Annotated in this window: 20 protein-coding genes, 1 tRNA gene, 1 other RNA gene and 2 pseudogenes; 9 read left to right on the forward strand and 15 right to left on the reverse strand. The window is 69.7% G+C overall.

What is annotated here, in order from left to right:
* Positions 1–18: 18 nt before the first annotated feature.
* Positions 19–912 carry a metallophosphoesterase gene (locus CHC05_RS33790; RefSeq protein ID WP_089254709.1) on the reverse strand — a complete coding sequence of 298 codons (894 nt, stop codon included), beginning with the start codon at positions 910–912 and terminating at the stop codon, positions 19–21.
* 25 nt (positions 913–937) lie between these two features.
* On the opposite strand from CHC05_RS33790, the gene CHC05_RS33795 reads away from it, so the two are divergent.
* On the forward strand, positions 938–1,393 hold the full coding sequence (locus CHC05_RS33795) for a GatB/YqeY domain-containing protein (protein WP_089254710.1): 456 nt from the start codon (positions 938–940) through the stop codon (positions 1,391–1,393).
* 53 nt (positions 1,394–1,446) lie between these two features.
* Here CHC05_RS33795 and CHC05_RS33800 read toward each other — a convergent pair whose 3' ends face one another.
* On the reverse strand, positions 1,447–2,523 hold the full coding sequence (locus tag CHC05_RS33800; RefSeq protein WP_281257785.1) for an aspartate-semialdehyde dehydrogenase: 1,077 nt from the start codon (positions 2,521–2,523) through the stop codon (positions 1,447–1,449).
* On the reverse strand, positions 2,520–3,800 hold the full coding sequence (locus CHC05_RS33805) for an aspartate kinase (protein ID WP_089254711.1): 1,281 nt from the start codon (positions 3,798–3,800) through the stop codon (positions 2,520–2,522). The genes CHC05_RS33800 and CHC05_RS33805 overlap by 4 nt, the downstream gene beginning before the upstream one ends.
* A gap of 265 nt (positions 3,801–4,065) precedes the next feature.
* Here CHC05_RS33805 and CHC05_RS33810 point away from each other — a divergent pair, with 265 nt between their 5' ends.
* Positions 4,066–4,854, forward strand: a complete 789-nt coding sequence (locus CHC05_RS33810) for a hypothetical protein (RefSeq protein ID WP_245871355.1) — start codon at positions 4,066–4,068, stop codon at positions 4,852–4,854.
* Between the two features lie 237 nt (positions 4,855–5,091).
* Positions 5,092–6,828 (forward strand): 2-isopropylmalate synthase, encoded by a 1,737-nt coding sequence (gene leuA / locus CHC05_RS33815; RefSeq protein WP_089254713.1) that lies wholly within the window; start codon positions 5,092–5,094, stop codon positions 6,826–6,828.
* Between the two features lie 60 nt (positions 6,829–6,888).
* On the opposite strand, the gene CHC05_RS33820 is transcribed toward leuA, so the two are convergent.
* A complete protein-coding gene (locus tag CHC05_RS33820; protein ID WP_089254714.1) occupies positions 6,889–8,364 on the reverse strand; it encodes an MFS transporter in 1,476 nt (491 codons plus the stop codon).
* A 99-nt stretch (positions 8,365–8,463) separates the two neighbouring features.
* On the opposite strand from CHC05_RS33820, the gene CHC05_RS33825 reads away from it, so the two are divergent.
* Positions 8,464–9,114, forward strand: coding sequence for an HNH endonuclease family protein (locus tag CHC05_RS33825; RefSeq protein ID WP_245871356.1), 651 nt, complete (start codon positions 8,464–8,466; stop codon positions 9,112–9,114).
* A complete protein-coding gene (locus CHC05_RS43545) occupies positions 9,006–9,368 on the forward strand; it encodes a hypothetical protein (protein WP_425426886.1) in 363 nt (120 codons plus the stop codon). Before CHC05_RS33825 ends, CHC05_RS43545 begins: the two co-directional genes overlap by 109 nt.
* A gap of 113 nt (positions 9,369–9,481) precedes the next feature.
* Here the strand turns inward: CHC05_RS43545 and CHC05_RS33835 are convergent, their stop codons facing one another.
* The 9 genes and pseudogenes from CHC05_RS33835 to CHC05_RS43555 all read right to left on the reverse strand — a co-directional run.
* On the reverse strand, positions 9,482–10,555 hold the full coding sequence (locus tag CHC05_RS33835) for an ABC transporter ATP-binding protein (RefSeq protein ID WP_089254716.1): 1,074 nt from the start codon (positions 10,553–10,555) through the stop codon (positions 9,482–9,484).
* Positions 10,552–11,592 (reverse strand): ABC transporter ATP-binding protein, encoded by a 1,041-nt coding sequence (locus CHC05_RS33840; protein WP_089254717.1) that lies wholly within the window; start codon positions 11,590–11,592, stop codon positions 10,552–10,554. The genes CHC05_RS33835 and CHC05_RS33840 overlap by 4 nt, the downstream gene beginning before the upstream one ends.
* Positions 11,592–12,608, reverse strand: a complete 1,017-nt coding sequence (locus CHC05_RS33845) for an ABC transporter permease (RefSeq protein WP_089254718.1) — start codon at positions 12,606–12,608, stop codon at positions 11,592–11,594. The genes CHC05_RS33840 and CHC05_RS33845 overlap by 1 nt, the downstream gene beginning before the upstream one ends.
* Positions 12,609–12,719: 111 nt before the next feature.
* Positions 12,720–14,477: an ABC transporter substrate-binding protein gene (locus CHC05_RS33850; protein WP_089254719.1), complete on the reverse strand. Its 1,758-nt coding sequence runs from the start codon at positions 14,475–14,477 to the stop codon at positions 12,720–12,722.
* 59 nt (positions 14,478–14,536) lie between these two features.
* Positions 14,537–15,541, reverse strand: a complete 1,005-nt coding sequence (locus tag CHC05_RS33855) for an ABC transporter permease (protein WP_089254720.1) — start codon at positions 15,539–15,541, stop codon at positions 14,537–14,539.
* Between the two features lie 481 nt (positions 15,542–16,022).
* Positions 16,023–16,616 (reverse strand): recombination mediator RecR, encoded by a 594-nt coding sequence (recR, locus tag CHC05_RS33860; RefSeq protein WP_089254721.1) that lies wholly within the window; start codon positions 16,614–16,616, stop codon positions 16,023–16,025.
* 12 nt (positions 16,617–16,628) lie between these two features.
* The gene (locus CHC05_RS33865) at positions 16,629–16,937 is read right to left on the reverse strand and encodes a YbaB/EbfC family nucleoid-associated protein (RefSeq protein ID WP_218824774.1); all 309 of its coding nucleotides are present in this window, start codon (positions 16,935–16,937) and stop codon (positions 16,629–16,631) included.
* A 102-nt stretch (positions 16,938–17,039) separates the two neighbouring features.
* Complete coding sequence (locus CHC05_RS43550) at positions 17,040–18,995, reverse strand: hypothetical protein (RefSeq protein WP_425426887.1); 1,956 nt, start codon at positions 18,993–18,995, stop codon at positions 17,040–17,042.
* Positions 18,996–19,301: 306 nt separating this feature from the next.
* A pseudogene (locus tag CHC05_RS43555) lies at positions 19,302–20,903 on the reverse strand (DNA polymerase III subunit gamma and tau); the annotation flags it as partial.
* 256 nt (positions 20,904–21,159) lie between these two features.
* Between CHC05_RS43555 and CHC05_RS33875 the strand changes: the two are divergent.
* Entirely contained in the window at positions 21,160–22,143 is a 984-nt protein-coding gene (locus tag CHC05_RS33875) for a helix-turn-helix domain-containing protein (RefSeq protein WP_089254723.1), read from the forward strand.
* 15 nt (positions 22,144–22,158) lie between these two features.
* Here CHC05_RS33875 and ffs read toward each other — a convergent pair.
* Positions 22,159–22,249: signal recognition particle sRNA small type (gene ffs, locus CHC05_RS33880), an RNA gene on the reverse strand.
* An 80-nt stretch (positions 22,250–22,329) separates the two neighbouring features.
* Here ffs and CHC05_RS33885 point away from each other — a divergent pair.
* The 3 genes from CHC05_RS33885 (at position 22,330) to CHC05_RS33895 (ending at position 23,825) form a co-directional block, all read left to right on the forward strand.
* Positions 22,330–22,414, forward strand: a tRNA-Ser gene (locus CHC05_RS33885).
* 112 nt (positions 22,415–22,526) lie between these two features.
* Entirely contained in the window at positions 22,527–23,186 is a 660-nt protein-coding gene (locus CHC05_RS33890) for a nucleoside/nucleotide kinase family protein (RefSeq protein WP_179266491.1), read from the forward strand.
* A 96-nt stretch (positions 23,187–23,282) separates the two neighbouring features.
* A complete protein-coding gene (locus tag CHC05_RS33895; RefSeq protein ID WP_089254725.1) occupies positions 23,283–23,825 on the forward strand; it encodes a hypothetical protein in 543 nt (180 codons plus the stop codon).
* A 12-nt stretch (positions 23,826–23,837) separates the two neighbouring features.
* On the opposite strand, the pseudogene CHC05_RS33900 reads toward CHC05_RS33895, so the two are convergent.
* Positions 23,838–24,011 (reverse strand): annotated as a pseudogene (locus CHC05_RS33900) (helix-turn-helix domain-containing protein); the annotation flags it as partial.
* Positions 24,012–24,189: the final 178 nt, after the last annotated feature.

The following is a 24,189-nucleotide window of genomic DNA, read 5'->3' on the forward strand; positions in this document are numbered from 1 at the left end:
CAAATTCGGTATGGGGCCTCAGCGTGGGATGAGCGTGAGCAGCGTCGCCTCCGGGCGGCAGGCGAACCGAACCGGGGCGGTCGGGTGCGTACCGAGCCCGGCCGACACGTGCAACCACGCGCTGCTGCCGGGCCAGTGGTGCAGGCCCTTGGCCATCGACCGGGGCAGGCCACAGTTGGTCACCAGCGCACCGACGTACGGCACGCAGACCTGGCCGCCGTGCGTGTGTCCGGCGAGCATCAGGTCGAACCCGTCCCGCGCCATGTCGTCGAGCACCCGCGGCTCGGGCGTGTGGGTCAAGGCCAGCCGCAGGTCGGCGGCGGGCGACGCGGGCCCGGCCACCGAGGCGTAGTCGTCGCGCTCCACGTGCGGGTCGTCGACCCCGACGGCCTCGATCAGGCGGCCGCCAGCCTTGATCGTCGTGCGCGCGTTGTTGAGGTCGGCCCAGCCCGCACCCACCAGGACGTCCCGCAACTCCTCGGTCGGAAGCTCGACGCCCTGGACGTACTCGCGGTCCTTCTCGAAGTAGCTGAACGGGTTCTTGAACACCGGCCCGCGGTAGTCGTTGGACCCGAAGACGAACGCGCCCGGCACGTCGAGGAGGGGCTGAAGGGCCCGCATGACACCGGGCACGGCGTCGGGGTTGGCCATGTTGTCGCCCGTGACGACGACCAGGTCGGGATCGGTGCCGGCGAGGGCGGCCACCCAGTGCTGCTTGCGGCGCTGGTCCGGCATCATGTGCAGGTCTGAAAGATGCAGGATGCGCAGCGGCTCGGCGTCGGTGGCCAGCACCGGCACGTCGTACCGCCGGAGGGTGAACAGGTTCCGCTCCACCAGCGCGGCGTAGGCGAACGTCGCCGCGCCAGCCATCGCCGTGCCGGCCGCCAGCCGGTAAACCGTGCGCTTTCGCATGGCACCCAGGGTAGTTTGTGGCCTCATGGGCACGCTGAAGGACGTCCTCACCACCGACATGCGGGCCGCGCTCAAGGCCCGCGACGAGATGACGACGTCGACGCTGCGAATGGCGCTGGCCGCGATCGGCAATGCCGAGGTGGCCGGCAAGGAGAAGCGCGAGCTGACCGACGACGAGGTCCTGGCCGTGCTCACCCGTGAGGCGAAGAAGCGCCGCGAGGCCGCGACCGCGTTCGCCGACGCGGGGCGGGCCGAGCAGGCGGCCAAGGAAACCGCCGAGGGCGAGGTCATCGACCGCTACCTGCCGAAGCAACTCTCCGACGAAGACCTCGCGGGGTTGGTGTCCGAGGCGCTCGCGGCCGGGTCGTTCAGCGGCAAGGCCCAGATGGGGCCGGCCATGAAGGCCGCCCAGGCGGCCGTCGCCGGACGCGCGGAGGGCGGCCGGGTAGCGGCCGAGGTCCGCCGCCAACTCGGCGCCTGACTGGTTGCCGCAACGCCAACGCGGCGGTTGCGGCAACCACCCAAGGGCGGCGCCTACTTCGCGGTCAGCTCCGCTGCGACCAGTTCCGCGATCTGCGCCGTGTTCAGGGCCGCACCCTTACGCAGGTTGTCGCCCGTGACGAACAGATCCAGCGCACGGGGGTCGTCCATCGACCGGCGGATCCGGCCGACCCACGACGGGTCGGTGCCCACCGCGTCGATCGGCATCGGGAACTCGCCCGCCGCCGGGTCGTCGACCAGGATCACACTCGGTGCGTTGCGCAACGCCTCTCGGGCGCCGTCCGCGGTCACCTCGCTGCCGAAGACCGCGTGCACCGCCACCGAGTGGCCGGTCACCACCGGCACCCGGACGCAGGTCGCCGAGACCTTCAGGTCGGGCAGGCCCAGGATCTTGCGCGACTCGTTGCGGAGCTTGAGCTCCTCCGACGACCAACCCGCGTCCTTCAGCGAACCCGCCCACGGCACCACGTTGAGGGCCAGCGGCGCCGGGAACGGGCCGAGGTCGTCACCGATCGCCTGGCGTACGTTGCCCGAGCGCGAGCCCAGCACCCGGTCGCCCGCGATCTTCGTCAACTGGTCGTGCAGCGTGTCGACGCCGACCTGCCCCGCGCCAGAGACCGCCTGGTAGGAGGCCACCACCAGCTCCCGCAGGCCGTATTCACGATGCAGCGGCGCGATCGCCACGATCATCGTCAGGGTCGTGCAGTTGGCGTTCGCAATGATGCCTTTGGGGCGGTTGCGGATCTGTTCCGGGTTGATCTCCGGGACCACCAGCGGCACGTCGCGGTCCATCCGGAACGCGGCCGAGTTGTCGACGGCTACGGCGCCCAGGGCGGCCGCCCGCGGCGCCCACTCCGCGGACACCTCGTCGGGCACGTCGAACATCGCGACGTCGACGCCGGCCAAGGTCGACTCCGAGAGCTCCTGGACCGTCAGCTCCTCGCCGCGGCAGTAGACCTTCTTGCCGGCCGACCGGGGTGAGGACAGCAGCCGGATCTCGCCCCAGACGTTCTTGCGGGCCGACAACAGCTCGCACATCACCGTGCCGACGGCTCCGGTCGCGCCTACCACCGCCAGCGACGGCAGGCCGGAGCGCGACGCCGCGGTCACCTCCCGGTCCCCGCGTAGACCACGGCCTCTTCGGTGCCGCCGAGGTCGAAGGCGTCGTGCACGGCGCGTACCGCCTCGTTGAGGTCGGTGTCGCGGCAGACGACGGAGACCCGGATCTCGGACGTGGAGATCATCTCGATGTTGATGCCGGCCTCGGCCAGCGCGGCGAAGAACTTGGCGGCCACACCAGGGTTGGACCGCATGCCGGCGCCGATCAGCGAGACCTTGCCGACATGGTCGTCGAAGAGCAGGCTCTCGAAGCCGATCTCGTTCTGGACGCGGTTGAGCGCGGCCATGGCCACCGGGCCCTCGGCCCGGGGCAGCGTGAACGAGATGTCGGTGCGGCCGCTCTGGTGCGCGGCGGCCTGACCCGTCGAGACGTTCTGCACGATCATGTCGATGTTGATCTCAGCGCCCGCGACCGTTTCGAAGATCTTGGCGGCTGCGCCCGGCTCGTCGGGGACCGACACGATCGTGATCTTGGCTTCGCTCGGGTCGTGGGCGACTCCAGTGATAAGTGCCTGTTCCACGGGAAGGTCCTCCATCGATCCGGTGACGATAGTGCCGGGGTTCTGCGTGTACGAGGAGCGGACGTGGATCGGCACCTTGAAGCGGCGCGCGTACTCGACGCAGCGCAGCACCAGGACCTTGGCGCCACAGGCGGCCAGCTCCAGCATCTCCTCGTAGGTGATTTCCTTGATGTGCCGCGCGTTCGGCACGATACGCGGGTCGGCCGTGAAGACGCCGTCAACGTCGGTGTAGATCTCGCACACGTCGGCGGACAGCGCCGCGGCCAGCGCGACGGCGGTCGTGTCGGACCCGCCCCGGCCCAGCGTCGTGATGTCCTTCGTGTCCTGCGAGACACCCTGGAAACCGGCCACGATCGCGATCGCGCCCTCGTCGAGAGCGCCACGCAACCGGCCGGGCGTGACGTCGATGATCCGGGCGCGCCCGTGCACCGAGGTGGTCAACACCCCGGCCTGGGACCCGGTGTAGGACCGCGCCTCGTAGCCCAGGTTCTGGATCGCCATCGCGAGCAACGCCATCGAGATGCGCTCCCCGGCGGTCAACAGCATGTCGAGCTCGCGACCGGCCGGCAGCGGGCTGACCTGGTGAGCGAGGTCGAGCAGTTCGTCGGTGGTGTCGCCCATCGCGGAAACCACGACCACCACGTCGTTGCCCGCCTTGCGGGCGTCGACGATGCGCTCGGCAACTCGCTTGATCCGCTCCGCGTCGGCGACCGACGAGCCGCCGTACTTCTGCACTACAAGCGCCACCGCGGAATGCTCCCGTCTCACATGCCCGCGCCCCCGCAACACCGGGTCGGCGCCGCACGGGGCAAACGTGCCAACGCCGCCGGGTTGGCCGCCGGCGGCGCGATTTTCCCCCGTCAGGGTACCGGCGGCCAGGGTGTGACGGGAGTCGCGATCCCACCATCTGACGGACCGTCACGCACCGTTCACGATCAGAAGTTCGACGCGCGCGAAGACACGCCGACACACATGGACCGCTCTACATGGCAAGACCACCACAATGAACCCCGTGTGGGCGTACGGGGCGAGCCCGCGCCGGTGGTTCGCCGGCGCGCTGGCCGCCGTGTTCGTGCTCACCGGCTGTGGCGGCGACCCGGCACCGAAGCCCAGCGACCCAGCGACCACGGCCACGCCAGCACCGGAAGCCGAGGCCCGGGACCAACTCGCCGCCCTCGCCGCCGCCGCGCAGGACCGCACGCTGACCGCGATCTACACCTACCGCGCCGACGGCCGGGAGCGCAGTGTCTCGCTGACTCTCTCGCCCGACGGGAGCTGGCGGGTCGACGTGCCAGACCTGGCGCTCGGCGGCACGGTCGACATCTCGATCGTGCGCAACGAGATCGGCCTGTTCCAGTGCGCACGGCCCTCGGCCGACGAGTCGCTGACGCCCAACTGCGTGAAGATCGGCGGCCCGGACGCCGACGTACCCGGGTCGATCGATCCCAAGGTGCAACGCGCCCTGGTCACCGTCCGCCATGTGTTGACCGACCCGGGCGCGCCACTGTCGGTCTCGACGGCGCCGCCACTCCCCGGCGCGAAGGGCTCGTGCTTCGCGGTCGAGACCACCACCGCCTCGGTCAGCGCCGCCCTCGACGTCGGTTTCTACTGCTACGACGCCGACGGCACGCTGACCGCCGCCAAGTTCGGCTACGGCGAGCTGGTGCTGGCCGGGCCGACCGGCCCCGCGCCGCCGAGCGTCGCCATGCCGGGCCCGGTCACCGACGGCAAGCCGCTCGGCATGGCGGCACCGCCGGCGCCCACGCCGACCGTCACCGGCAGTGCTCAGCCGGGCACATAACGAGACCTTCGTCTCAGAGTCCGGACGGTCCTTGGCAAAAGCGGCACGAGGTCACGTAGGGTGATCGTTGTCATGTGGCATCGGCAGCTCCTGCTTCCTTGCCGCGACGGGGCCCTCTAGGCCGGCACCCCGTCGCGGAGCTGAGTCGCGCCGTCCGTTCGCTGCACCGAAACCCAGGTTTTCCAGCCGCCCGACGGCGCCCATGACTCTTTCTCCAGCCTCAGGAGCTTTTTCGCGATGTCTGACGTAACGTCCGAAAATCCCATCGCCCGCCAACGCGCCAGCCAGATGCCCTTCCAGCGGTACGCGTCGTACCACGAGCAGTTCGGCGTGGACCTCCCCGACCGCACCTGGCCCACCCGCCGCATCGAGCAGGCGCCCCGCTGGTGCGCCGTCGACCTGCGCGACGGCAACCAGGCGCTGATCGACCCGATGTCCCCCGAGCGCAAGCGCCGGATGTTCCACCTGCTCGTCGAGATGGGCTACAAGGAGATCGAGGTCGGCTTCCCGTCGGCCAGCCAGACGGACTTCGACTTCGTCCGGCAGCTCATCGAAGACGACATGATCCCGGACGACGTGACGATCCAGGTGCTGACCCAGTGCCGCGAGCACCTGATCGACCGCACCTTCGAGTCGCTGCGCGGCGCCAAGCGCGCGATCGTGCACTTCTACAACTCGACCTCGACCCTGCAGCGCCGGGTGGTGTTCGGCCTCGACAAGGACGGCATCACCGACATCGCCACCAGCGGTGCGCGGCTCTGCCAGAAGTACGCGGAGATCCACACCCCGGACACCGAGATCTTCTACGAGTACTCGCCGGAGTCCTACACGGGCACCGAGCTGGAGTACGCGCTCGAGGTCTGCTCCGCCGTCATCGACGTGATCGACCCGACGCCGGACCGCCCGCTGATCATCAACCTGCCGGCGACCGTCGAGATGGCAACGCCCAACGTCTACGCCGACTCGATCGAGTGGATGCACCGCAACCTGCCGCGGCGGGACAGCGTCGTGCTGAGCCTGCACCCGCACAACGACCGCGGCACCGCCGTGGCCGCCGCCGAGCTCGGCGTGCTGGCCGGCGCCGACCGGGTCGAGGGTTGCCTGTTCGGCAACGGCGAGCGCACCGGCAACGTCGACCTGGTCACGCTCGGCCTGAACGTGTTCTCGCAGGGCGTCGACCCGCAGATCGACTTCGGCCGCATCGACGAGATCAAGCGCACGGTCGAATACTGCAACCAGCTGCCCGTGCACGAGCGCCACCCGTACGCCGGTGACCTGGTCTACACCGCCTTCTCCGGCTCGCACCAGGACGCGATCAAGAAGGGCCTGGACTTCCTGGCCAAGGACGCCAAGGAAGCCGGCGTGCCGATCGACGACTTCGCCTGGGGCGTGCCCTACCTGCCGATCGACCCGCGCGACGTGGGTCGCACGTACGAGGCGGTCATCCGGGTCAACTCGCAGTCCGGCAAGGGCGGCGTCGCGTACATCATGAAGGAGGAGCACAACCTCGACCTGCCGCGTCGGCTGCAGATCGAGTTCTCCGGCGTGGTCCAGGCGCACACCGACCACGAGGGCGGCGAGGTCGAGCCCGAGCGGATGTGGGAGATCTTCGCGGCGGAGTACCTCACGGCCCGGAGCAGCGACATCACCCTGCACGGGTACGCGACGGCGACGGTCGACGACAAGGTCGAGGTCGAGGCGACGGTCGAGTACTCGGACGCGCAGCGGGTGCTGACCGCGGTCGGCAACGGCCCGATCGACGCGTACGTCAACGCGATCCAGAGCATGGGCATCCGGGTACGCGTACTCGACTATGCCGAGCACGCCATGTCCTCGGGTGGCGACGCCCGCGCCGCCGCCTACGTGGAGTGCGACGTCGACGGCGAGACCGTGTGGGGCGTCGGCCTCGACCCCAACATCGTCAACGCCTCGATGCGAGCCATCACCAGCGCGGTCAACCGCGCCCGCAAGTAACCGGCGATCCCGGAAAGACCGGAGCCCGGCACCCGAACCTGGGTGCCGGGCTCCGGGCTGTCAGGGCTTGTCCTGCACCGGGTGCACCGAGTGGTTGGGCGTCGTCGCGAACGTCACCGCCCGGTGCCACATGGCCGCGACCACGCCGCCGCAGAAGAACACGGCCAGCCCGGCGCCGACCACCATCAGGCCGGCGCACCACAGCATCGCGGAGCGGAACGACGAGGTCAGCTCGGCCGGCACCTGGTACGACTCGCCGGTCAACCCGACCAGCAACGGCAACGCGGCGATGGCGATCAGCGCACCGGCCCGGGCGGCGGCGTTGTTGACCCCGCTGGCGATGCCCGAATGCTCCATGCTGACCGCGCCCAGCACGGCCGTGGTCAACGGCGCGACCAGGGTCACCAGGCCGAGGCCGAAGAGCAGCACGCCGGGCAGCACATCGGTGAGGTAGTTGGTCTCCGGGCCGACCCGGCGCAACAGGATCATCCCGACGGCGGCGATCACCGGACCGATGGTGAGCTGCCAGCGCGGGCTGATCCGGGTCGCGAGCTCGCCGGAGCGCGCCGACAGCAGCAGCATCAGCACGGTCGACGGGAGCGTGGCCACGCCGGCCTGGAACGCGTCGTACCCGGCGACGTTCTGCAGCATCACGGCCAGGAAGAAGCTCTGCCCGCTCAGCGCGCCGTAGACCGCCACCGTGTAGAGGTTGAGCACCGTGAAGACCCGGCTGCGGAACAGCGTTGGCGGCGTCATGGCCGCGTCACCCTTGTGCCGCTCGACCAGCACGAACGCGACCGCGCACCCGATCCCGATCGCGATCGCGCCGACCACCAGCGGCGCGCCCCACCCGTCGTCCGGCGCCTCGATCAGCGCGAACGTGATGCCGGCCAGGGCGAGCGCCGCCAGCACGGCGCCGGTCACGTCGAACCTGGTGTTCGCCTCGGGCGCGCGGCTCTCCGGCACCCACCGCAGCGACGCCAGGATCGCGAGAACGCCGAGCGGCACGTTGATCAGGAACGCCCAGCGCCAGGAGAGCGCGTCGATCAGGAGCCCGCCGACGAACGGGCCGAGCGCCGTCGAGATGCCGGAGAAGCCCGACCACATGCCGATCGCCCGACCGCGGTCCTCGGACCGGAACGACGCCTGGATGATCGCCAGCGAGCCCGGCGTGAGCAGGGCCGCGCCGGCTCCTTGGAGGAACCGGGCGCCGATCAGCATGCCGATGGTCGGCGACAGCGCGCACAGCACCGACGCCACGGTGAACCAGACGATGCCGATCACGTAGATCTTCCGGCGGCCGAGCCGGTCCCCCAGCGAGCCGCCGAGCAGCACGAACGCGGCCAGCGTGAGCAGGTAGCCGTTGATGGTCCATTGCAGACCGGCGACGGTCGAGTTCAGGTCGGCGCCGATGTGCGGCAGCGCGACGTTGACGATCGTGCCGTCGAGAAAGGCCATCCCGGACGCGAGGATCGTGGAGAACAGCACGCCCCGGCCGGCTGCCGACTTCAGTTCCAAGGGCTCGGGCGCGGTCATGTGCCCTAATGTGCCTCCGCACAGTCAGGGATCACCACCGAATCGCCGAACGAACCGGAGGTTCTGGCCTGGGTGGCGAGCGGGGCGCACGATTAGCACGTGCGTACCCCCCGCATCCTCCTCAATGTCCTGACCGCCGCCGCCCTCCTCACCGCCACCGCCGGTTGCGTCCCGGTTGAACCCGGTTCAGCCGGTCCGAGAGCCACCGAAACCGGTCCAACGGCCACCGAATCGACCCGGTTGCTCGACCAGTTGACCGTGGCGCGGGCGGCCTCGATGAAGGGCTACAGCCGCGACCGGTTCCCGCACTGGCGCAAGGCCGGCAAGAACTGTGACGTCCGCGACACGGTGCTGAGCCGCGACGGCACGGGCGTCGAGGTGAGCGGGTGCAACGTGGTCGGCGGGCGCTGGGACAGCGTCTATGACAACAAGGTGCTGACGGACCCGTCCGGCGTGGACATCGACCACATGGTGCCGTTGGCGAACGCCTGGCGCTCCGGCGCCGACGAGTGGGAGGACGAGGCCCGGGGCGATTTCGCCAACGACCTGACCCGCCCGCAGTTGCTCGCGGTTTCACTCAACAGCAACCGGGCAAAGGGTGACCAGGATCCGTCGCAGTGGAAGCCCAGCAACCGCGACTTCTGGTGCGAATACGCGCAAGACTGGATCGCCGTCAAGCACTACTGGAAGCTGACGGTGACCACCGCGGAAAAGAGCGCACTAGCCGACATGCTGGAGACCTGCCCATGACGGAACCGCCCGCGAAACAATCGGACCTAACCGCCGGCCCAGGCGGAGTAATGACAGACGAGGTCGGCGTCGTCACCGGCGACCTGACGTTGCGCACCGAGCTGAAAGACGGCCAGGTGGCGCTGAAAGTCCAGTACAAGGACGCTGACGAGTGGTACGCCGTCACAGGCGGAAAGGCCGCCCTGAAGGACCCGGCCGACCTCGACGCCGTGCACGCGATCGCGCTGGCGCTGCTGAACCGCCCGGAGGGTTGAGGCTGTTGCCGCAACCCGCCGCGGACCTGGCAGCGCAGCGAAGCGGAGCGGTCCCCGGCGGGAGCGACGGTCGTGCCGCCGACGAGCCCGGGACCAGCTCCGGTTCTTGGTCCTTAAGCTGCCTTGCTGCGACCGGCGACTTCTTCGTTGTCCGCGACCGGGAAATGACATGCGGTGGCGTGGTCTGGGGAGTCGCCTTCGCGGACGACCAGCGGCGGCTCGGTCGTCGCGCAGATCTCCTGCGCCTTCCAGCACCGCGTGCGGAACCGGCAGCCGGACGGCGGGTCGATCGGGCTCGGCACGTCGCCGGTGAGCAGCACGCGCTCGCGCTGGTTGGACTCGCGCCGGCGCGGGTTGGGCACCGGCACCGCCGACATCAACGCCACCGTGTACGGGTGCCGCGGGTTGCTGTAGAGCGACTCGCGGTCGGCGACCTCGACGATCTTGCCGAGGTACATGACCGCGACCCGGTCCGAGATGTGCCGCACCACGGACAGGTCGTGCGCGATGACCACGTAGGTCAGGCCGAGCTCTTCCTGCAGGTCTTCGAGCAGGTTGACGACCTGGGCCTGGATCGACACGTCGAGCGCGGACACCGGCTCGTCGGCCACGATCAGCTTCGGCTTGAGCGCCAGCGTGCGGGCGATGCCGATGCGCTGCCGCTGACCGCCGGAGAACTCGTGCGGGTAGCGGTTGTAGTGCTCCGGGTTGAGGCCCACCAGCTTGAGCAGGTCCTGCACCGCGCGCTTGACGCCGTGCTCGGTCTTGACGCCCTGGATGTGGAACGGCGCACCGACGATGGCGCCGACCGTGTGCCGCGGGTTCAAGGACGAGAACGGGTCCTGGAAGATCATCTGCATGTCGCGGCGGTAGGGCCGCATGGCACCGGTGCCGAGGTGCGAGATGTCGGAGCCGTCGAACGTGATCCGGCCGCCGGTCGGCTCCGAGAGTCGGGTGATCAGCCGGCCGGTCGTGCTCTTGCCACAGCCGGACTCGCCCACCAGGCCGAGCGTCTCACCCTTGTAGACGTCGAAGTCGATGCCGTCGACGGCCTTGACCGCAGCGACCTGGCGCTTGAAGAGGCCCTTGGTGATCGGGAAGTGCTTCTGCAGCCCTTGCACCGAGAGCAGCGCCTCTTTGCTCGGGGTCTGCGTGGCGACGCCTTCCCGGGCGATGCTCTCCGTCATGATCCTGCCTCCAGCTTCGGGCGGACCTGCTCCTGCCAGATCCGCTTGCGCTCGGCCACCGGGAGGTGGCAGCGCACCAGGTGGCCCCGGCCGGACTCGACGAGCTCCGGGACCTCCGTCGTACCCCGGCCGCCGGTCTGCGGCTCGTAGGCACAGCGCGGGTGGAACGCGCAGCCCGACGGCACGTTGATCAGCGAGGGCGGGGTGCCCTTGATCGGCATGAGCCGGTTCGTGACGCCCCGGTCGAGCCGCGGCATCGAGCCGAGCAGACCCCAGGTGTACGGGTGCTCCGGCTCTTCGAAGATCGTCACGGCCGAGCCGTACTCGATGCACTTGCCGCCGTACATGACCAGCACGTCGTCGGCGAGCTCGGCGACCACACCCAGGTCGTGGGTGATGATGATCAGCGCGGAGTTGAACTCCTGCTGCAGGTCGCGCATCAGGTCGAGGATCTGCGCCTGCACCGTCACGTCGAGGGCCGTGGTCGGCTCGTCGGCTATCAGCAGCTCCGGGTCACAGGACAGCGCCATCGCGATCATGGCGCGCTGCCGCATGCCGCCCGAGAACTGGTGCGGGTAGTCGTCGACCCGGCGGTCCGGCTGCGGGATGCCGACGCGGCCGAGCAGGTCGATCGCGTGCTTCTTGGCGACCGCCTTCGACACGTTGTTGTGCACCCGGTAGGCCTCCACGATCTGGTGGCCGACCGTGTAGTAGGGGTGCATCGCCGACAGCGGGTCCTGGAAGATCATCGCCATCCGGCGGCCGCGCATCTTGCGCACGGCCTCCGGGTCGGCGCTGACGATGTCGGTGCCGTCCAGCAGGATCTCGCCGGACACCCGGGCGTTGCGCTTGTTGTGCAACCCGAGGATGCCGAGGCTGGTCACCGACTTGCCGGAGCCCGACTCGCCGACGATGCCGAGCGTCTTGCCGCGCTGCAGCTTGAAGTTCAGGCCGTCGACGGACTTGACCAGGCCGTCGTCGGTCGGGAAGTGGATGCGCAGGTCCCGCACATCGAGGAAGGCATCTGGAGCAGGCATCAGGCCAGCCTCACCCTCGGGTCGATGACCGCGTACACCACGTCCACGATCAGGTTTGCGATGACGACGAAGCCCGCGGAGAAGATGACGAAACCCATCACCTTGGGCATGTCGTTGGTGTTGATGGCGTCGATGGCGTATTTGCCGATGCCCGGCAGCGAGAAGGTGCTCTCGGTTAGCACCGCGCCGCCCAGCAGCAGGCCGACGTCGAGGCCGAAGATGGTGGCGATCGGAGTGAGTGCGGCACGCAGGCCGTGCTTGGTGACCACCGTTCGTTCGCGGAGACCCTTGGCCCGCGCCGTCCGGATGTAGTCCTCACCCATGGTCTCGAGCATGCCCGCACGCGTCAGTCGGGCGTAGGCGGCCGAGAACAGCAACGCGAGCGTGATCCACGGCAGCAGCAGGCTGTACGCCCACTCTCCGGGATTGACCTCGATGGGTGTGTACGCACCGCCCGGCTTGGTCCAGTGCAGGCCGTAGCTGAAGATGACCAGCGAGACCAGACCGGTCCAGAAGATCGGGAGCGAGACGCCGCCGAGCGCGACGCCCATGGCGGCGCGGTCGAAGATGCTACCGCGCTTGAGCGCCGAGAGGACGCCTGTCGAGACGCCGAAGATCAGCCAGATGATCGCCGCGCCGAAGGCGAGTGACGCGGTGACCGGCAGCCGGTCGAGGATGTCGGGCAGCACCGGGTTACGGCCGATGAAGGAGTAACCGAGACACGGCGCCGGGCAGTGCACCGGGGCCGGACCGACGCCGGTGAAATCCCGGCCGACGAAGATCGCCTGGAGCCAGTCCCAGTACTGCACGAAGAACGGCTTGTCGAGCCCGAGACCGTGTGCGGCATCGGCCACCTGCTGCGCGTTGGCCGTCCGGCCGACGTAGCGGGAAGCCAGGCTCTCAGCGGTGCCACCGGCCCAACGCGGCACCAGGTAGAAGATGCCGAAGGTGATCATGCTGACCACGACGAGCGTCAGCACGGCGCCGAAGAGACGCCGAATGATGTACGCGACCACGAATTTCGGCTCCGGCGGCCGGCCCGGTCCGTTACCGGGCGGGCCGACCGCCGCTCGCCTTCACCTACCTCACTTGGGGTGCTTGCTTAACCAAGGGGTGTAGCTCGAGGGCTACTGGATGCCCATCGCCAGGAAGTCGTACATGCCGTACGCGTCGTTGACGAAGACGTTGGTCGTGCGGGTGCTACGCACCGTCACCTGCTTGGCCCAGACGCCCGGCAGGATCACCGCCTCCTCCATGACCCGCTTGTCGATGGCGCCCCAGAGGGCGTCCCGCTTGGCGGTGTCGGTCTCGGCGATCGCCTGGTCGACCATCGTGTTGATCTCAGGGACGTTGACGCTCAGGTTGGACGAGCCACCGGTGTCCCGGATGACGCGGCCGTCGACGATCTGCGACAGGAAGCCGAAGCCGTCGTTCCAGTCCGCACCCCAGCTGTTCAGCATGAGGCCGAGGTTGTTCTGGTCGCGGTAGCTGGGCTTGCCCGCGTACAGCGAGAAGTAGTCACCGGTCGGGAACGGCTTGAGCGTGAGCTTGATGCCGACCCGGGCCAGGGACTGCTGCAGCGCCTCCGCGGTCGCCTTCTCCTTCGGACGCTCGGCCCGGTAGGCGATGTTGGTCTCGAACCCGTTGGGCTGACCACAGGCCTGCAGAGCAGCCTTGGCCTTGTCGAGGTCGCCCTTGTTGTCCGCGCCCATCGACCACACGTCGAGCTTCTGGAAGCCCGGGATCTGCGGCGGCAGCAGGCCGGTCGCGATCTCGCCGCCGGCCTCGGGGCCGCCGTACGCCGTCTGGTAGGTGGTGCGGTCCGCTGCGTACTCGACTGCCTTGCGGCACTCGATGTTCTTCAGCGGGCCGACATTCGGGTTGATCGAGGTGTAGTTCAGGCGCGCGCTCAGCGGGTTGTCGGCACGAGCCTTGAGGTCCGGCTGGCCGAGCACGCGGGAAAGAGCCGCGGGCTGCACACCAGTGCCGGCGATGTCGACGTCGAGAGAGCCGTCGATGATCTGGTTGTCGATGTCGTCGGCGTTAGCGCCGATCGTCACGTCGTACCCGTCCGGCAGAGCCTTGCGGTTCGGGTCTGTGGACTGGTCCCACTGATCGTTGCGGACCAGCTTGAAGCCCTTGCCGGCCTCGTAGCTCTCGAACTTGTACGGGCCCGAGGAGACCACGTGCTCCTTGTACTTCACGCCGGTGTCCTTGGCAACCGGAACCGGGGCAGTCGCCGGGATCTGCGCGAAGTAGTCGAAGCCACCGAACGGCTTGTTCAGGTGGAACACGATGGTCAGGTCGTCCGGCGTGTCGATCGCCGGGTTGTCCTGGCCCTTGCTCGAGTAGGGGCCCTTGTAGCCCTTGAGGTCGAGGAAGTCGTTGAAGTAGGTCGGGCCGTTGACCAGCGCGCTCTTCTCCAGCGAACGCGACACACCGTATTCCACGTCCTTAGACGTGATGGGGGTGCCGTCCTCGAACTTCAGACCCTGACGCAGCTTGTACGTCCAGGTCTTCCCACCGTCGCTGGGCACGCCCAGGCCCTCGGCGAGGTCACCTGTCAGCTCGCTGCTGGTGCTGCCCGCGCCGACCTTGAACATGGTCAGCGAACGGGTGTAGAGCCGAGCCAGGTTCCACGACAGCCCGTAGTAGGTGTCGCCCGGGTCGACCGAGTCCCAGTCCGACGAGATAGCGAACTTCATGGTGCCGCCCTTCTTGTCAGAAGGGTTGAACACCTTGCCGTTCGCGGCGTCGAACGCTGCGGTGGTGGTGCCACCGCCGCTGCTGTCCGTGTTGGAATCCGTGCCCCCGCCGCCACAGGCGGCGAGCGCGAGGGCGGCTGCGACGCCAACGGCGACGCCAGTCACCATCCTTCTCTTCATCTACTGCTCCCCTTTGTATGAGAGGTGGTGGGGCTTCGGGGTGTGGAACCGGTCAGAGCTCATCGCGTCTTTGGGTCAAGCGCGTCGCGGAGTCCGTCGCCGAAGAGGTTGAACGCCAGCACGGTGACGAAGATCGCCAGGCCGGGCCAGAACATGAAGTGCGGCATCGTGTAGTAGCGCACCGCTTCGCTGAGCATTCCGCCCCAGGTCGCCGTCGGAGGCCTGATGCCGACGCCCAGGAAGGACAGGCCCGCCTCGAACAGGATGTTGGTGGGGATGAGTAGCGTCGCGTAGATCAGGATCGGCGCCACCAGGTTCGGCAGAAGCTCTTTGCGCAGGATGTAGCCGCTGCGCGCACCGAGGCTGCGGGACGCGTCGACGAACTCGCGCTCACGCAACGAGAGCGTCTGGCCCCGCACGATGCGGGCCATGTAGCCCCAGTTGAAGAAGCCGATGATGAAGATCAGCAGCACTATTCGCAGCGTGTCACCGGAGAGCCCGAACGCCTTGTCCGGAATGACGCCGGCCAACGCGATCGCGAACACCAGGATCGGGAAAGCCAGGAACAGGTCCATGGCGCGGCTGATCAGCCAGTCGGCCCAACCGCCGAGGTAGCCGGCGATGACGCCGAGCGTCGCGCCGATGACCACCGAGAGCAGGGTCGCCAGGAAGGCGATCAGCAGAGAAATGCGGGCTCCGTAGAGCACGCGGCTGAAGATGTCACGGCCGAACGGCGGCTCGACACCCATCAGGTGCTTGGAGTCGAACGCCCCGAACGGGAACGTCGAGGTGGGCGCCTGCGTCGCCGGGTCCATCGTCTCCTGGTGGAAGGAGTTGGGGTCGTAACCCCACGCGTGCACGATGAGTGGCGCGAAGATGGCGATCAGGATCAACAGGATGATCACGATGCCGCCGGCCATAGCGGCCTTGTCCCGCTTGAGCCGGCGCCAGGCGATCTGGCCTAGGGAACGTCCTTCGATGGCCTTCTGGGAGCCCTCGGCTTCAGCCGGCGGCTCTCCGACAGGGACCTGATCGGAAATGGACGCGTCGGGGCCAACGACCATCAGCTGCCCGGTCCTTTCCCCGGCCGCCGCGCGCAGGTGACCGTGCGACCCGCAGGGCGGACCGGCCCCCGCCGCGTCGACAACCGATCGGTTGGCGCGTACGTGGAGAGTTCGTGATGACCGCCCGACTGGGGTAAGCCGAACGGGCGCGCGAACGTCAGCGACGTCGTGTCGCTGCGTACCGAACAATTTCTCGCGTCGTCGCTCAGCGTCAAGGGCGGGGAAGGGGCGTAACCAACTTCAGGCCTGCCCGTAATGACAATGTGACCTGCCAACTCGGAACCTCGGGTAATCGGGGGATGACGCTGTGCCCGGACGTGAGAACGTCTTCGGTGTGACGGTCATGCTGGCACACGCTTCGGCCAGTGTCATATTGACCCCTGGTCTCGAACCCGACAGCTTGCCCTGATTTGCCCGATGTGAGGGCATTCGATGTGACTAGGTTGCGGTGATTTGCGGCTTCCTACTCGTGGGAAGTGACTCAGACCGCACGCCTGCCCTCGAAGGCGCGGCCCAGTGTGATCTCGTCGGCGTACTCCAGGTCGCCCCCGACCGGAAGGCCGCTGGCCAGGCGCGTTACGGCGATGCCCATCGGCTTGACCAGGAGGGCGATGTAGGTCGCCGTTGCCTCACCCTCGGTATTCGGATCGGTGGCCAGGATCAGCTCCTTGACCTCGCCGGATCCGAGCCGGCTCATCAGCTCCCGTACCCGCAGGTTGTCGGGGCCGATGCCCTCGAGCGGATTGATCGCGCCGCCGAGCACGTGGTAGCGGCCGCGGAACTCACCGGTCCGCTCGACCGCGACGACGTCCTTCGGCTCTTCGACGACGCACAGATACTCGTCGGTCCGCCGGGGGTCACGGCAGATCCGGCACTGCTCCGACTCGGCGACGTTGAAGCAGGTCGTGCAGAAGCGCACCTGGTCCTTGACCCGGTTGAGCACCGTGGCCAGCCGGGTGACGTCGGCCGGGTCGGCCGAGAGAATGTGGAACGCGATCCGCTGGGCGCTCTTCGGCCCGACGCCGGGTAGGCGACCCAGCTCGTCGATCAAGTCTTGGATCGCGCCTTCGTACACGGTGGGCTGCTCTTAGAAGCCGGGCAGGCCGAGGCCGCCCATGCCGCCGCTGACCGGACCCATCTTCTCCTCGGTGAGGGCGCGCACGGCCTCGGTGCCGTTCCGCAGCGCCGCGACCACCAGGTCCTCGAGCGTCTCGACGTCGTCCGCGTCGACCGCCTTGGGGTCGATCTTGACGCTCAGCACCTCACCGGTGCCGCTCAGGGTCGCCGTGACCAGCCCGCCGCCGGCGGTCCCGGTCACTTCCGCCTCAGCGAGCTCGGTCTGCGCATCGGCGATCTGCTGCTGCATCTTCTGCGCCTGCTTCATGAGCTGCTGCAGGTTGGGCTGTCCACCGGGGCGCACGGGAGACTCCTTCGTCGGGACCATCGGTCCCTTTAGAGACTAGTGGGGTGATCGGGCCGGCCGCTGGCGAGGTGCGCCCTACTTGAGATCGACCTCGCCGATCCGCTCGGCACCCAGCGCCTCGTGCAGCAGGGCGAACGCCTGCTGCTCACTGCTCTGCCGCGCGGTCCGCTCGTCGATCACCTCGTCGGTGGGCTCGTCGCCGGGGTCGAAACCCTCGAAACGGGCCTTGCCCGGGCTGGGGCTGCTCGCCGCTTTGCCGGGGGTGTCGTAGTCCGGGTCGAAGGGTGGCTCACCTGCCCAGTCGGCTTCGGCCGCTTTCGTCTGGGGGGCCGGCGGTGCGGCAGCCACCGTCTTGCCTCGGCCGGCCGCGGCTCGGGCCGCCGCCCTGGCTGCGGCCGCCGCACCCCCGCCGCCGGGTGCCGGCGGTGCGGGGCGGGCCTGTGGTGCTGGTGCTGGTGCTGTCGCGACGGCGACCGGGGCGGCTGCCGCGACCGGCGGGGCGCTCTGGGTGGGTGGGGCGGTCTGGATGGGTGCTGCGGTTTGTGCGCTCACCGCGGGGGTCGCTGTCTCGGGCCAGTCGTCCGCGGGATCGTTGTCTCCGCCGGCCGACAGGCCGCCCGGTAGGGCGGTCTCCGGCCAATCCTCTTCTTCGTCGGCCGTCGGTGGCGGGCTGGACATCGCTCGTTGGCCGGCTCCGCGCCGGTCCGCGCTCGGCCTCTCCCGGTCGGGCGCCGCGCTCGTTGCCCGGTTGGCGCCAGGCTGTCTGTCCGCCCGCGCGGGGCCTTGTTCTGGGTTTGCTGCCGGTGGTGGCTCGGGGCTGCGCCGCGGCGGGGTCGGTCGCGCACCTGGGCGCTCCGGGTCGGGTGCCACGGCCGTGGCCACCGGTCCGTGCCGGTCCTCGTCGGCCCAGCCGCCACCTTCGCCGGTGTGCGCTGGCGCCATGGCGCGGTCCGCATCTCGCGCACCGCGCGCCTCAGACTGCCCGGCAGCGTGCTGCCCGCGCTCGGCACTCGGTTCGGTTGGCGGAATCGCCGACCCACGGACGCCTTCGCTCGGGGCCTGAAGCGCGCGGTCGACACCCGACCCGGCCACAGCGCTCGCCGGCCCACGGCCGCCTTCGCCCTGAGCCTGCCCCCCACGGTCGACACCCGACCCAGCCGCAGCGCTCGCCGGCGTGCGGAAGCCCTCGCCCTGAGCCTGCGCCCCGCGCTCGACACCCGACCCAGCCGCAGCGCTCGCTGGCCCGCGGACGCCTTCGCTCTGGCGCTGGTCGCTGGGCGCGTTCGCGGTCCGACCTTGGTCCACGCCGTCGCCCCGGCCGGGCATGGCTTCGTGCGGCCGCCGGGCAGCGCCTTGGCCCTCGGCTGTTCCGGCCGGATCGGAGGCGGCGGTTCGGGTGGCTGGATCGGCCGGGTGATCCTCGTCGGACGAACGGTCGCCGGAGGCACCGCTCTCACCCCGACCACTCGACGAGCGCTCGCGCGCTCCACGTTCCTGACCCGGCGCCCGACCACCGGCCGCCGAGGAGTTGCCGGACGGTTCGCGCCCGCCGACCGGGCGGGCTGGCGCCGGACCCGCACCCGGGCCACCGGCCCGCTCGTCGCCGGCCAGCTCACAGCGAATCTGCCAGCGGCTGCCCAGCACCTCGTAGGCCGCGTCCGACACGGGCTCGGGATTCTCGGCCAGGGTCCGGGCGTGGAAGGCATGACGGAAGGTCAACACCAACGTGTCACCGTCGATGTCGCGAACCGTCGCCTCGCTGGCCAACGCGGCGATCCTCTTGTTGTCGATCCGAACCATGGTGACGATCTCGTCCCAGACCCGACGCACCGCGGCGGCGTCGAGCGCACCCGGTCCGCCGGCCTGCGGAATCACCGGCTCCGGCGTAGCGGGATCGGCCATCACCGCCTGCGGCGGCACCCGTCGGGGCGGCTCGTCGTGCCCGTTGCTCGCGGGTTCGTCGGCCCATCCGTCAGCGGCGGCGCCGTCGCTTCCCCGGACCGGGGGCCGCTGGGAGCTAGCGCCCGCCATCCGAGAATCGGACACCTCGTCGTCTGCTTGATCGTCGGGCACGATCTCGGTGCGGCGCCGATCAGCGTCGCCGCGGTTCGCTGCCGCATCCGCGCCACCGCCGGCAACCACGTCATCGCCCCTGGCCGAGGCGGGCGCACCGCCAGCCGTGCCTGACCACGCCGCGTCCGCGTCGCCGTCGGCACCCGCGTGATCGCCCCTGGCCGCCGCAGAACCGCCGGCCGCCGCACGATCCCTAGCCGCACCGCCACCCGGACCCGACCACGCCGCGTCCGCGTCACCGTCGCCAACCGCGTCATCGCCCGCGGCCGAGGCCGGCGCAACGCCAGCCGCGCCTGACCACGCCGTGTCTGCGGCGCCATCGGAAGGCGCGTCACCGCCAGCACCCGGGGCACGGCTGCCGCCCGCCGCGGCGCGAGCCGCAGCGCCGCCCGACCTCGCCGCATCGGAGCCACCGCCATCCGCCGAACGACCTCCGGCCGCCGCCGCGCGGGCCGCGGCCGCACCCGCGTTCGCCGCGGCGCGTGCAGCGGCCGCTCCACGACTCGCGGCCGCGCGGGCCGCGGCGACGCCTCCGCCCGCGGGCGGGTCGCCGTGCGCGGGAGCCTGCGCCCCCGCCATGTCATCGCGGTCGGTCGCATCCGCGTAGCCGGGCCGCTGGGCGCCGCCCGGACCCCGGCCGGCGAGCACGGCCGGCCCTGAATAGTCGTCGCGGGGCTCGTCGGACGCGAAGCCCTGGTCGCCGACGGCGGCCAGCCGCTGCTCCATGCGCTCGAGCCGCTGGAGCAGGTCGCTCTCGGCCCGGTCCGCGGTCGGCAGCAGCATCCGCGCGGTGATCAGCTCGAGCAGCAGCCGGGGCGCGGTGGTGCCGCGCATCTCGATCAGGCCGTTGTGCACGATGTCCGCGCACCGGGACAGCGTCGCCTGGCCGAGTCGTTGTGCCTGGGCGTTCATCCGCTCGAGCTGGTCGACCGGACCGTCGATCAGGCCCTTGGCCGCGGCCTCCGGGACCTGTTGCATGACGATCAGGTCGCGCAGCCGCTCCAGCAGGTCGGACGCGAACCGGCGCGGGTCGTGGCCGGCTTCGGCGACCCGGTCGATCGTGGCGTAGGCCGCCGCGCCGTCGCCGGCGGCCACCGCGTCGCACATCTCGTCGATCAGGGCGCCGTCGGTCACCCCGAGCAGGGCCACGGCCCGCGCGTAGCTGACGCCGTCCGGGCCCGCACCGGCGATGAGCTGGTCCAGCACCGACAGGGTGTCGCGGGCGCTGCCCCCGCCGGCCCGCACCACCAGCGGGAACACCGAGGGCTCGACCTTCACGTTTTCGGCTTCGGCGAGCTGCTCGCAGTAGGGCCGCAAGTTTCCTGGAGGAATCAGCCGGAAGGGGTAATGGTGCGTGCGCGACTTGATCGTGCCGAGGACCTTGTCGGGCTCGGTCGTCGCGAAGATGAACTTGACGTAGTCGGGCGGCTCTTCGACCAGCTTGAGCAGGGCATTGAAGCCCTGCGTCGACACCATGTGCGCCTCGTCGATGATGTAGATCTTGAAGCGGCTGGAGGCCGGGGCGAAGAAGGCGCGTTCGCGCAGCTCACGGGCATCGTCGACGCCGCCGTGGCTGGCCGCGTCGATCTCGATCACGTCGATCGAGCCGGAACCGTCGGGCGCGAGCCCACGGCACGACTCACAAACCCCACAGGGCTCGGGCGTAGGACCGCGCTCGCAGTTGAGCGAGCGGGCGAGGATGCGCGCGCTGGTGGTCTTGCCGCAACCCCGTGGGCCGGAGAACAGGTAGGCATGGTTGAGCCGACCGCTGCGCAGGGCCTGCGACAACGGCTCGGTCACATGATCCTGGCCGATCACCTCGGCGAATGTCCGCGGCCGGTACTTGCGGTAGAGCGCGAGCGCCACAGTCCCCTCCCAACGGCGTCTAGCCTCTCACGCCGTGCCGACAGGTCGCCCGCCCCATAACGGTGATCCGGGCGCCACCAACTGGGTTGGCAACGCCCGGAAACATCGCACGAGGTAGCCGGCGCAGTTGGGGGGTGAGGGGCTGCGCCGACTTCGCACACACTGGCACACGCACGACATGGACGGGACGCTCCGGTTGCGTCGTATTTAGGTCATGGCGCATACTCGCCAGCGCTTGACCTGGGGGAAGTAACGCGTGACCGACAGCTCACCGCTCGCCGCACTCGGCCTGCGACCCATCGAAGAGGCGACCTACCGCGAATTGGTCGCCCGCCCCGCCGCGACCACCGAAGAGCTCGCCACGGCCCTGGGCACGAGCCTGCCGGAAGCGGACGCCGCCCTGACCAGCCTGCACGGCCTGGGCCTGGCCGCCCGCTCCGGCGGTCGATATATCGCCAGCTCACCGGCGTTCGCCCTGGGCCCCTTGGTCACCGCACGCCGGGACCAACTGCGGCGGGCCGAGCTCGAGCTCGCCAACCTGGCCGCCCGCTACCGCGCGACCGCCGCCGACCGGGCCGCCGGCGACCTGGTCGAGGTGGTCAGCGGCATCGACGTGATCAGCCAGCGGTTCGAACAGCTCCAGGCGACGGCGACCGACGAGGTTCAGGCGCTGGTCACCACCACCACGCTCGCGGTGAGCCGGGCCGACAACGCGGCCGAGACCGAGGGCCTGCGCCGCGGCGTGCGCTATCGGGTGGTCGTCGAGCGGGCGGTGTTGGAAGAAGACGGCGGCACCGCCGACGCGGCCACCGCGCTGGCAGCCGGCGAGGAAGTACGCGTCGCCGACCACGTGCCCATCAAGCTCGTGATCGCCGACCGGGCGATCGGCGTGTTGCCGATGGCCGACGAGACCAACCTCCCCACGGCGATCGTGGTGCACCGCAGCGGCCTGCTCGACGCGTTGCAGGCTCTCTTCGACGCGGTGTGGGACCGCGCGTGGCCGCTCTCGCTCGGCCCGGATGGCGGGCTGAACGAACAATCCGAGGACGGCCGGCTCTTCCCCCTCGACCGCCAGGTGCTCGCTCTGCTCCTGACCGGCCTGACCGACCGAGCCATCGCCTCGCAGCTCGGCATGTCGATGCGCACGGTGCAACGCCGCGTCCAGCGAATGATGGAACTCGCCGGCGTGCGCACCCGCATGCAACTGGGCTGGTACGCCGCACAGTCCGAATGGACCTAGGAGAGCCGGAGACAGAAAGGCCCCTCGTGCACCCGTCAGAGCCCGCTTATCCTTGCTGCCTTCCGGCCCTGGGGAGGTTCACAGGTTGTACGCCGCACGAGGGGTGCACCTAGCGTACCCGGGCCGACCCGTCGCCGGGTTTGGGGTGGCCTGGATCGCCCCGGGCGGACCTGTATCCTGTGCGACGGAGGATTCGCCTAGAGGCCTAGGGCGCACGCTTGGAAAGCGTGTTGGGTTAACACCCTCACGAGTTCGAATCTCGTATCCTCCGCGCGCTCATCAGCGACTTTCTTAGTAGGGCCGGTCCGTTGCGGGCCGGCCCTACATTCGTTTCCCGGCAGGTCAGACGGGGGGATCTGGTGGGTCGGCGACAAGAAGTGCTGGTGGCGTTGGCTGACGCCGCGCTCGCGGTCGATTGCTCGCACCCCGTGCGGGTCGCGGTCGACGGTTGCTCGGCCGCCGGGAAGACCACGTTGTCGGACGAGCTCGCGGCGACGCTGCGCGAGCGGACCGCGCGCGAGGTGATCCGGGTGAGCATCGACCAGTTCAAGCGGGCTGTCGCGCTGCGGACCCGTTATCCACAGGACTCCCCGGAGAGCTACTACCTGGACTCCTGGGACAACGACGCAATCCGCGACAAACTGCTGGTGCCCCTGGGCCCCGGCGGCAGCCGCCGCTATCGCCACGCGCTGATGGACTTCGCCGCGCTTACCCCCGTCGACGAGCCTGACCGCACGGCGGCTGACGACGCCGTGCTGGTCGCCGACGGCTGTTTCCTGCAGCGCCCGGAGCTCGAAGAGCACTGGGACCTGCGGATCTTCGTCGACATCCCGCTGGACGAGGTGCTGCGCAGGGGCATCGCCCGCGACCAGGCCTGGATGTCGGGGGCCGCCGCGGCCGAGCACCGATATCGGACGAGGTATATCCCCGGCGAGCGCCGCTATCTCGACGAGGTGCAGCCGCAGGACCGCGCCCAACTGGTTGTAGACAACCGGGACTTCGCGGCGCCCCGGCTGACCGTGAGGCCACACCCAAGCGCATAAGACCAGGTCAACACCGGCTCGCTCGTACACACGTTCTATCCACACGCTGTGGATAAACCTGTGGATAACGACTACGTTGTGTGCTTGGGAGGTCACATGAAGCCACGGTTCATCCCCCTGATCGTCGTCGCGCTCGCGCTCTTCGGGCTCCTCACGGGCTATTCCACCCAGCGCGGTGGTTCGCCCGCCTATGCCAGCGCGACCACGACGGCGACCCGCTCCGACGTCGTCGACTTCGACGGCGTCCGCGGCGTGCGGCTCGGCCAGACCGACACCGAGCTCGCCCAGCAGGGTGCGATGACCAGACCGCAGGCCGCCTGTGGCCCGGTGCTCACCGGCGTGCACGAGGCGAGCCCCGTCTTCGCCAACGGTGAGCTCGTGCTGATGTGGGTCAACCCGCCGCTGACCACGCCCGAGGGCGTCGGCGTCGGCACGTCGGTCGCGGCCACGAAGGCGGCGTATCCGCAGGCGACGACCATGAACGCGCCGGCGGGCAGCTATCAGTTCGACGGGCTGATGGTCACCAGCGGCGACCGCGCCTATCTCTTCATGCACGACGGGCAGACCGTGCGGAAGGCGGTCGTCGGCTACACCGACGACGTGCGGCGACTCTTCACCCACGGCGTCGGCAACTGCTGACGCCAACTGGCCCGGCACGCCGAGCGCCTGCTCCACCCGGTCGAGCAGGCGCGGCGTCGCCCGCCGGAGCCCGTTTTCCACTCTGGACAGATGACTCTTGTCGCACGGCACCAGCGCGGCCAGGTCGGCAAGGCTGAAGCCCTGCGCCAGCCGCAGCTCGCGGAGTCGACCACCTAACGTCGGCATTGCCACCACCCCCGTGACTCGAATGGGTCTTCGGGGTCAATGCTGAACGGTGGGTCTGACGATTCAGCGGTTGCGCGGGTTGCCTGCGGGATCTGTCAACGCTGCCAAACCCGGTTTCTCGGCAAACGGTCCAGGCGCCGCATTAACGTGGCGATTGGAGCCGCCGGAGGGAGAGGCC

It is taken from the genome of Asanoa hainanensis, assembly GCF_900188485.1.
GTDB lineage: Bacteria > Actinomycetota > Actinomycetes > Mycobacteriales > Micromonosporaceae > Asanoa > Asanoa hainanensis.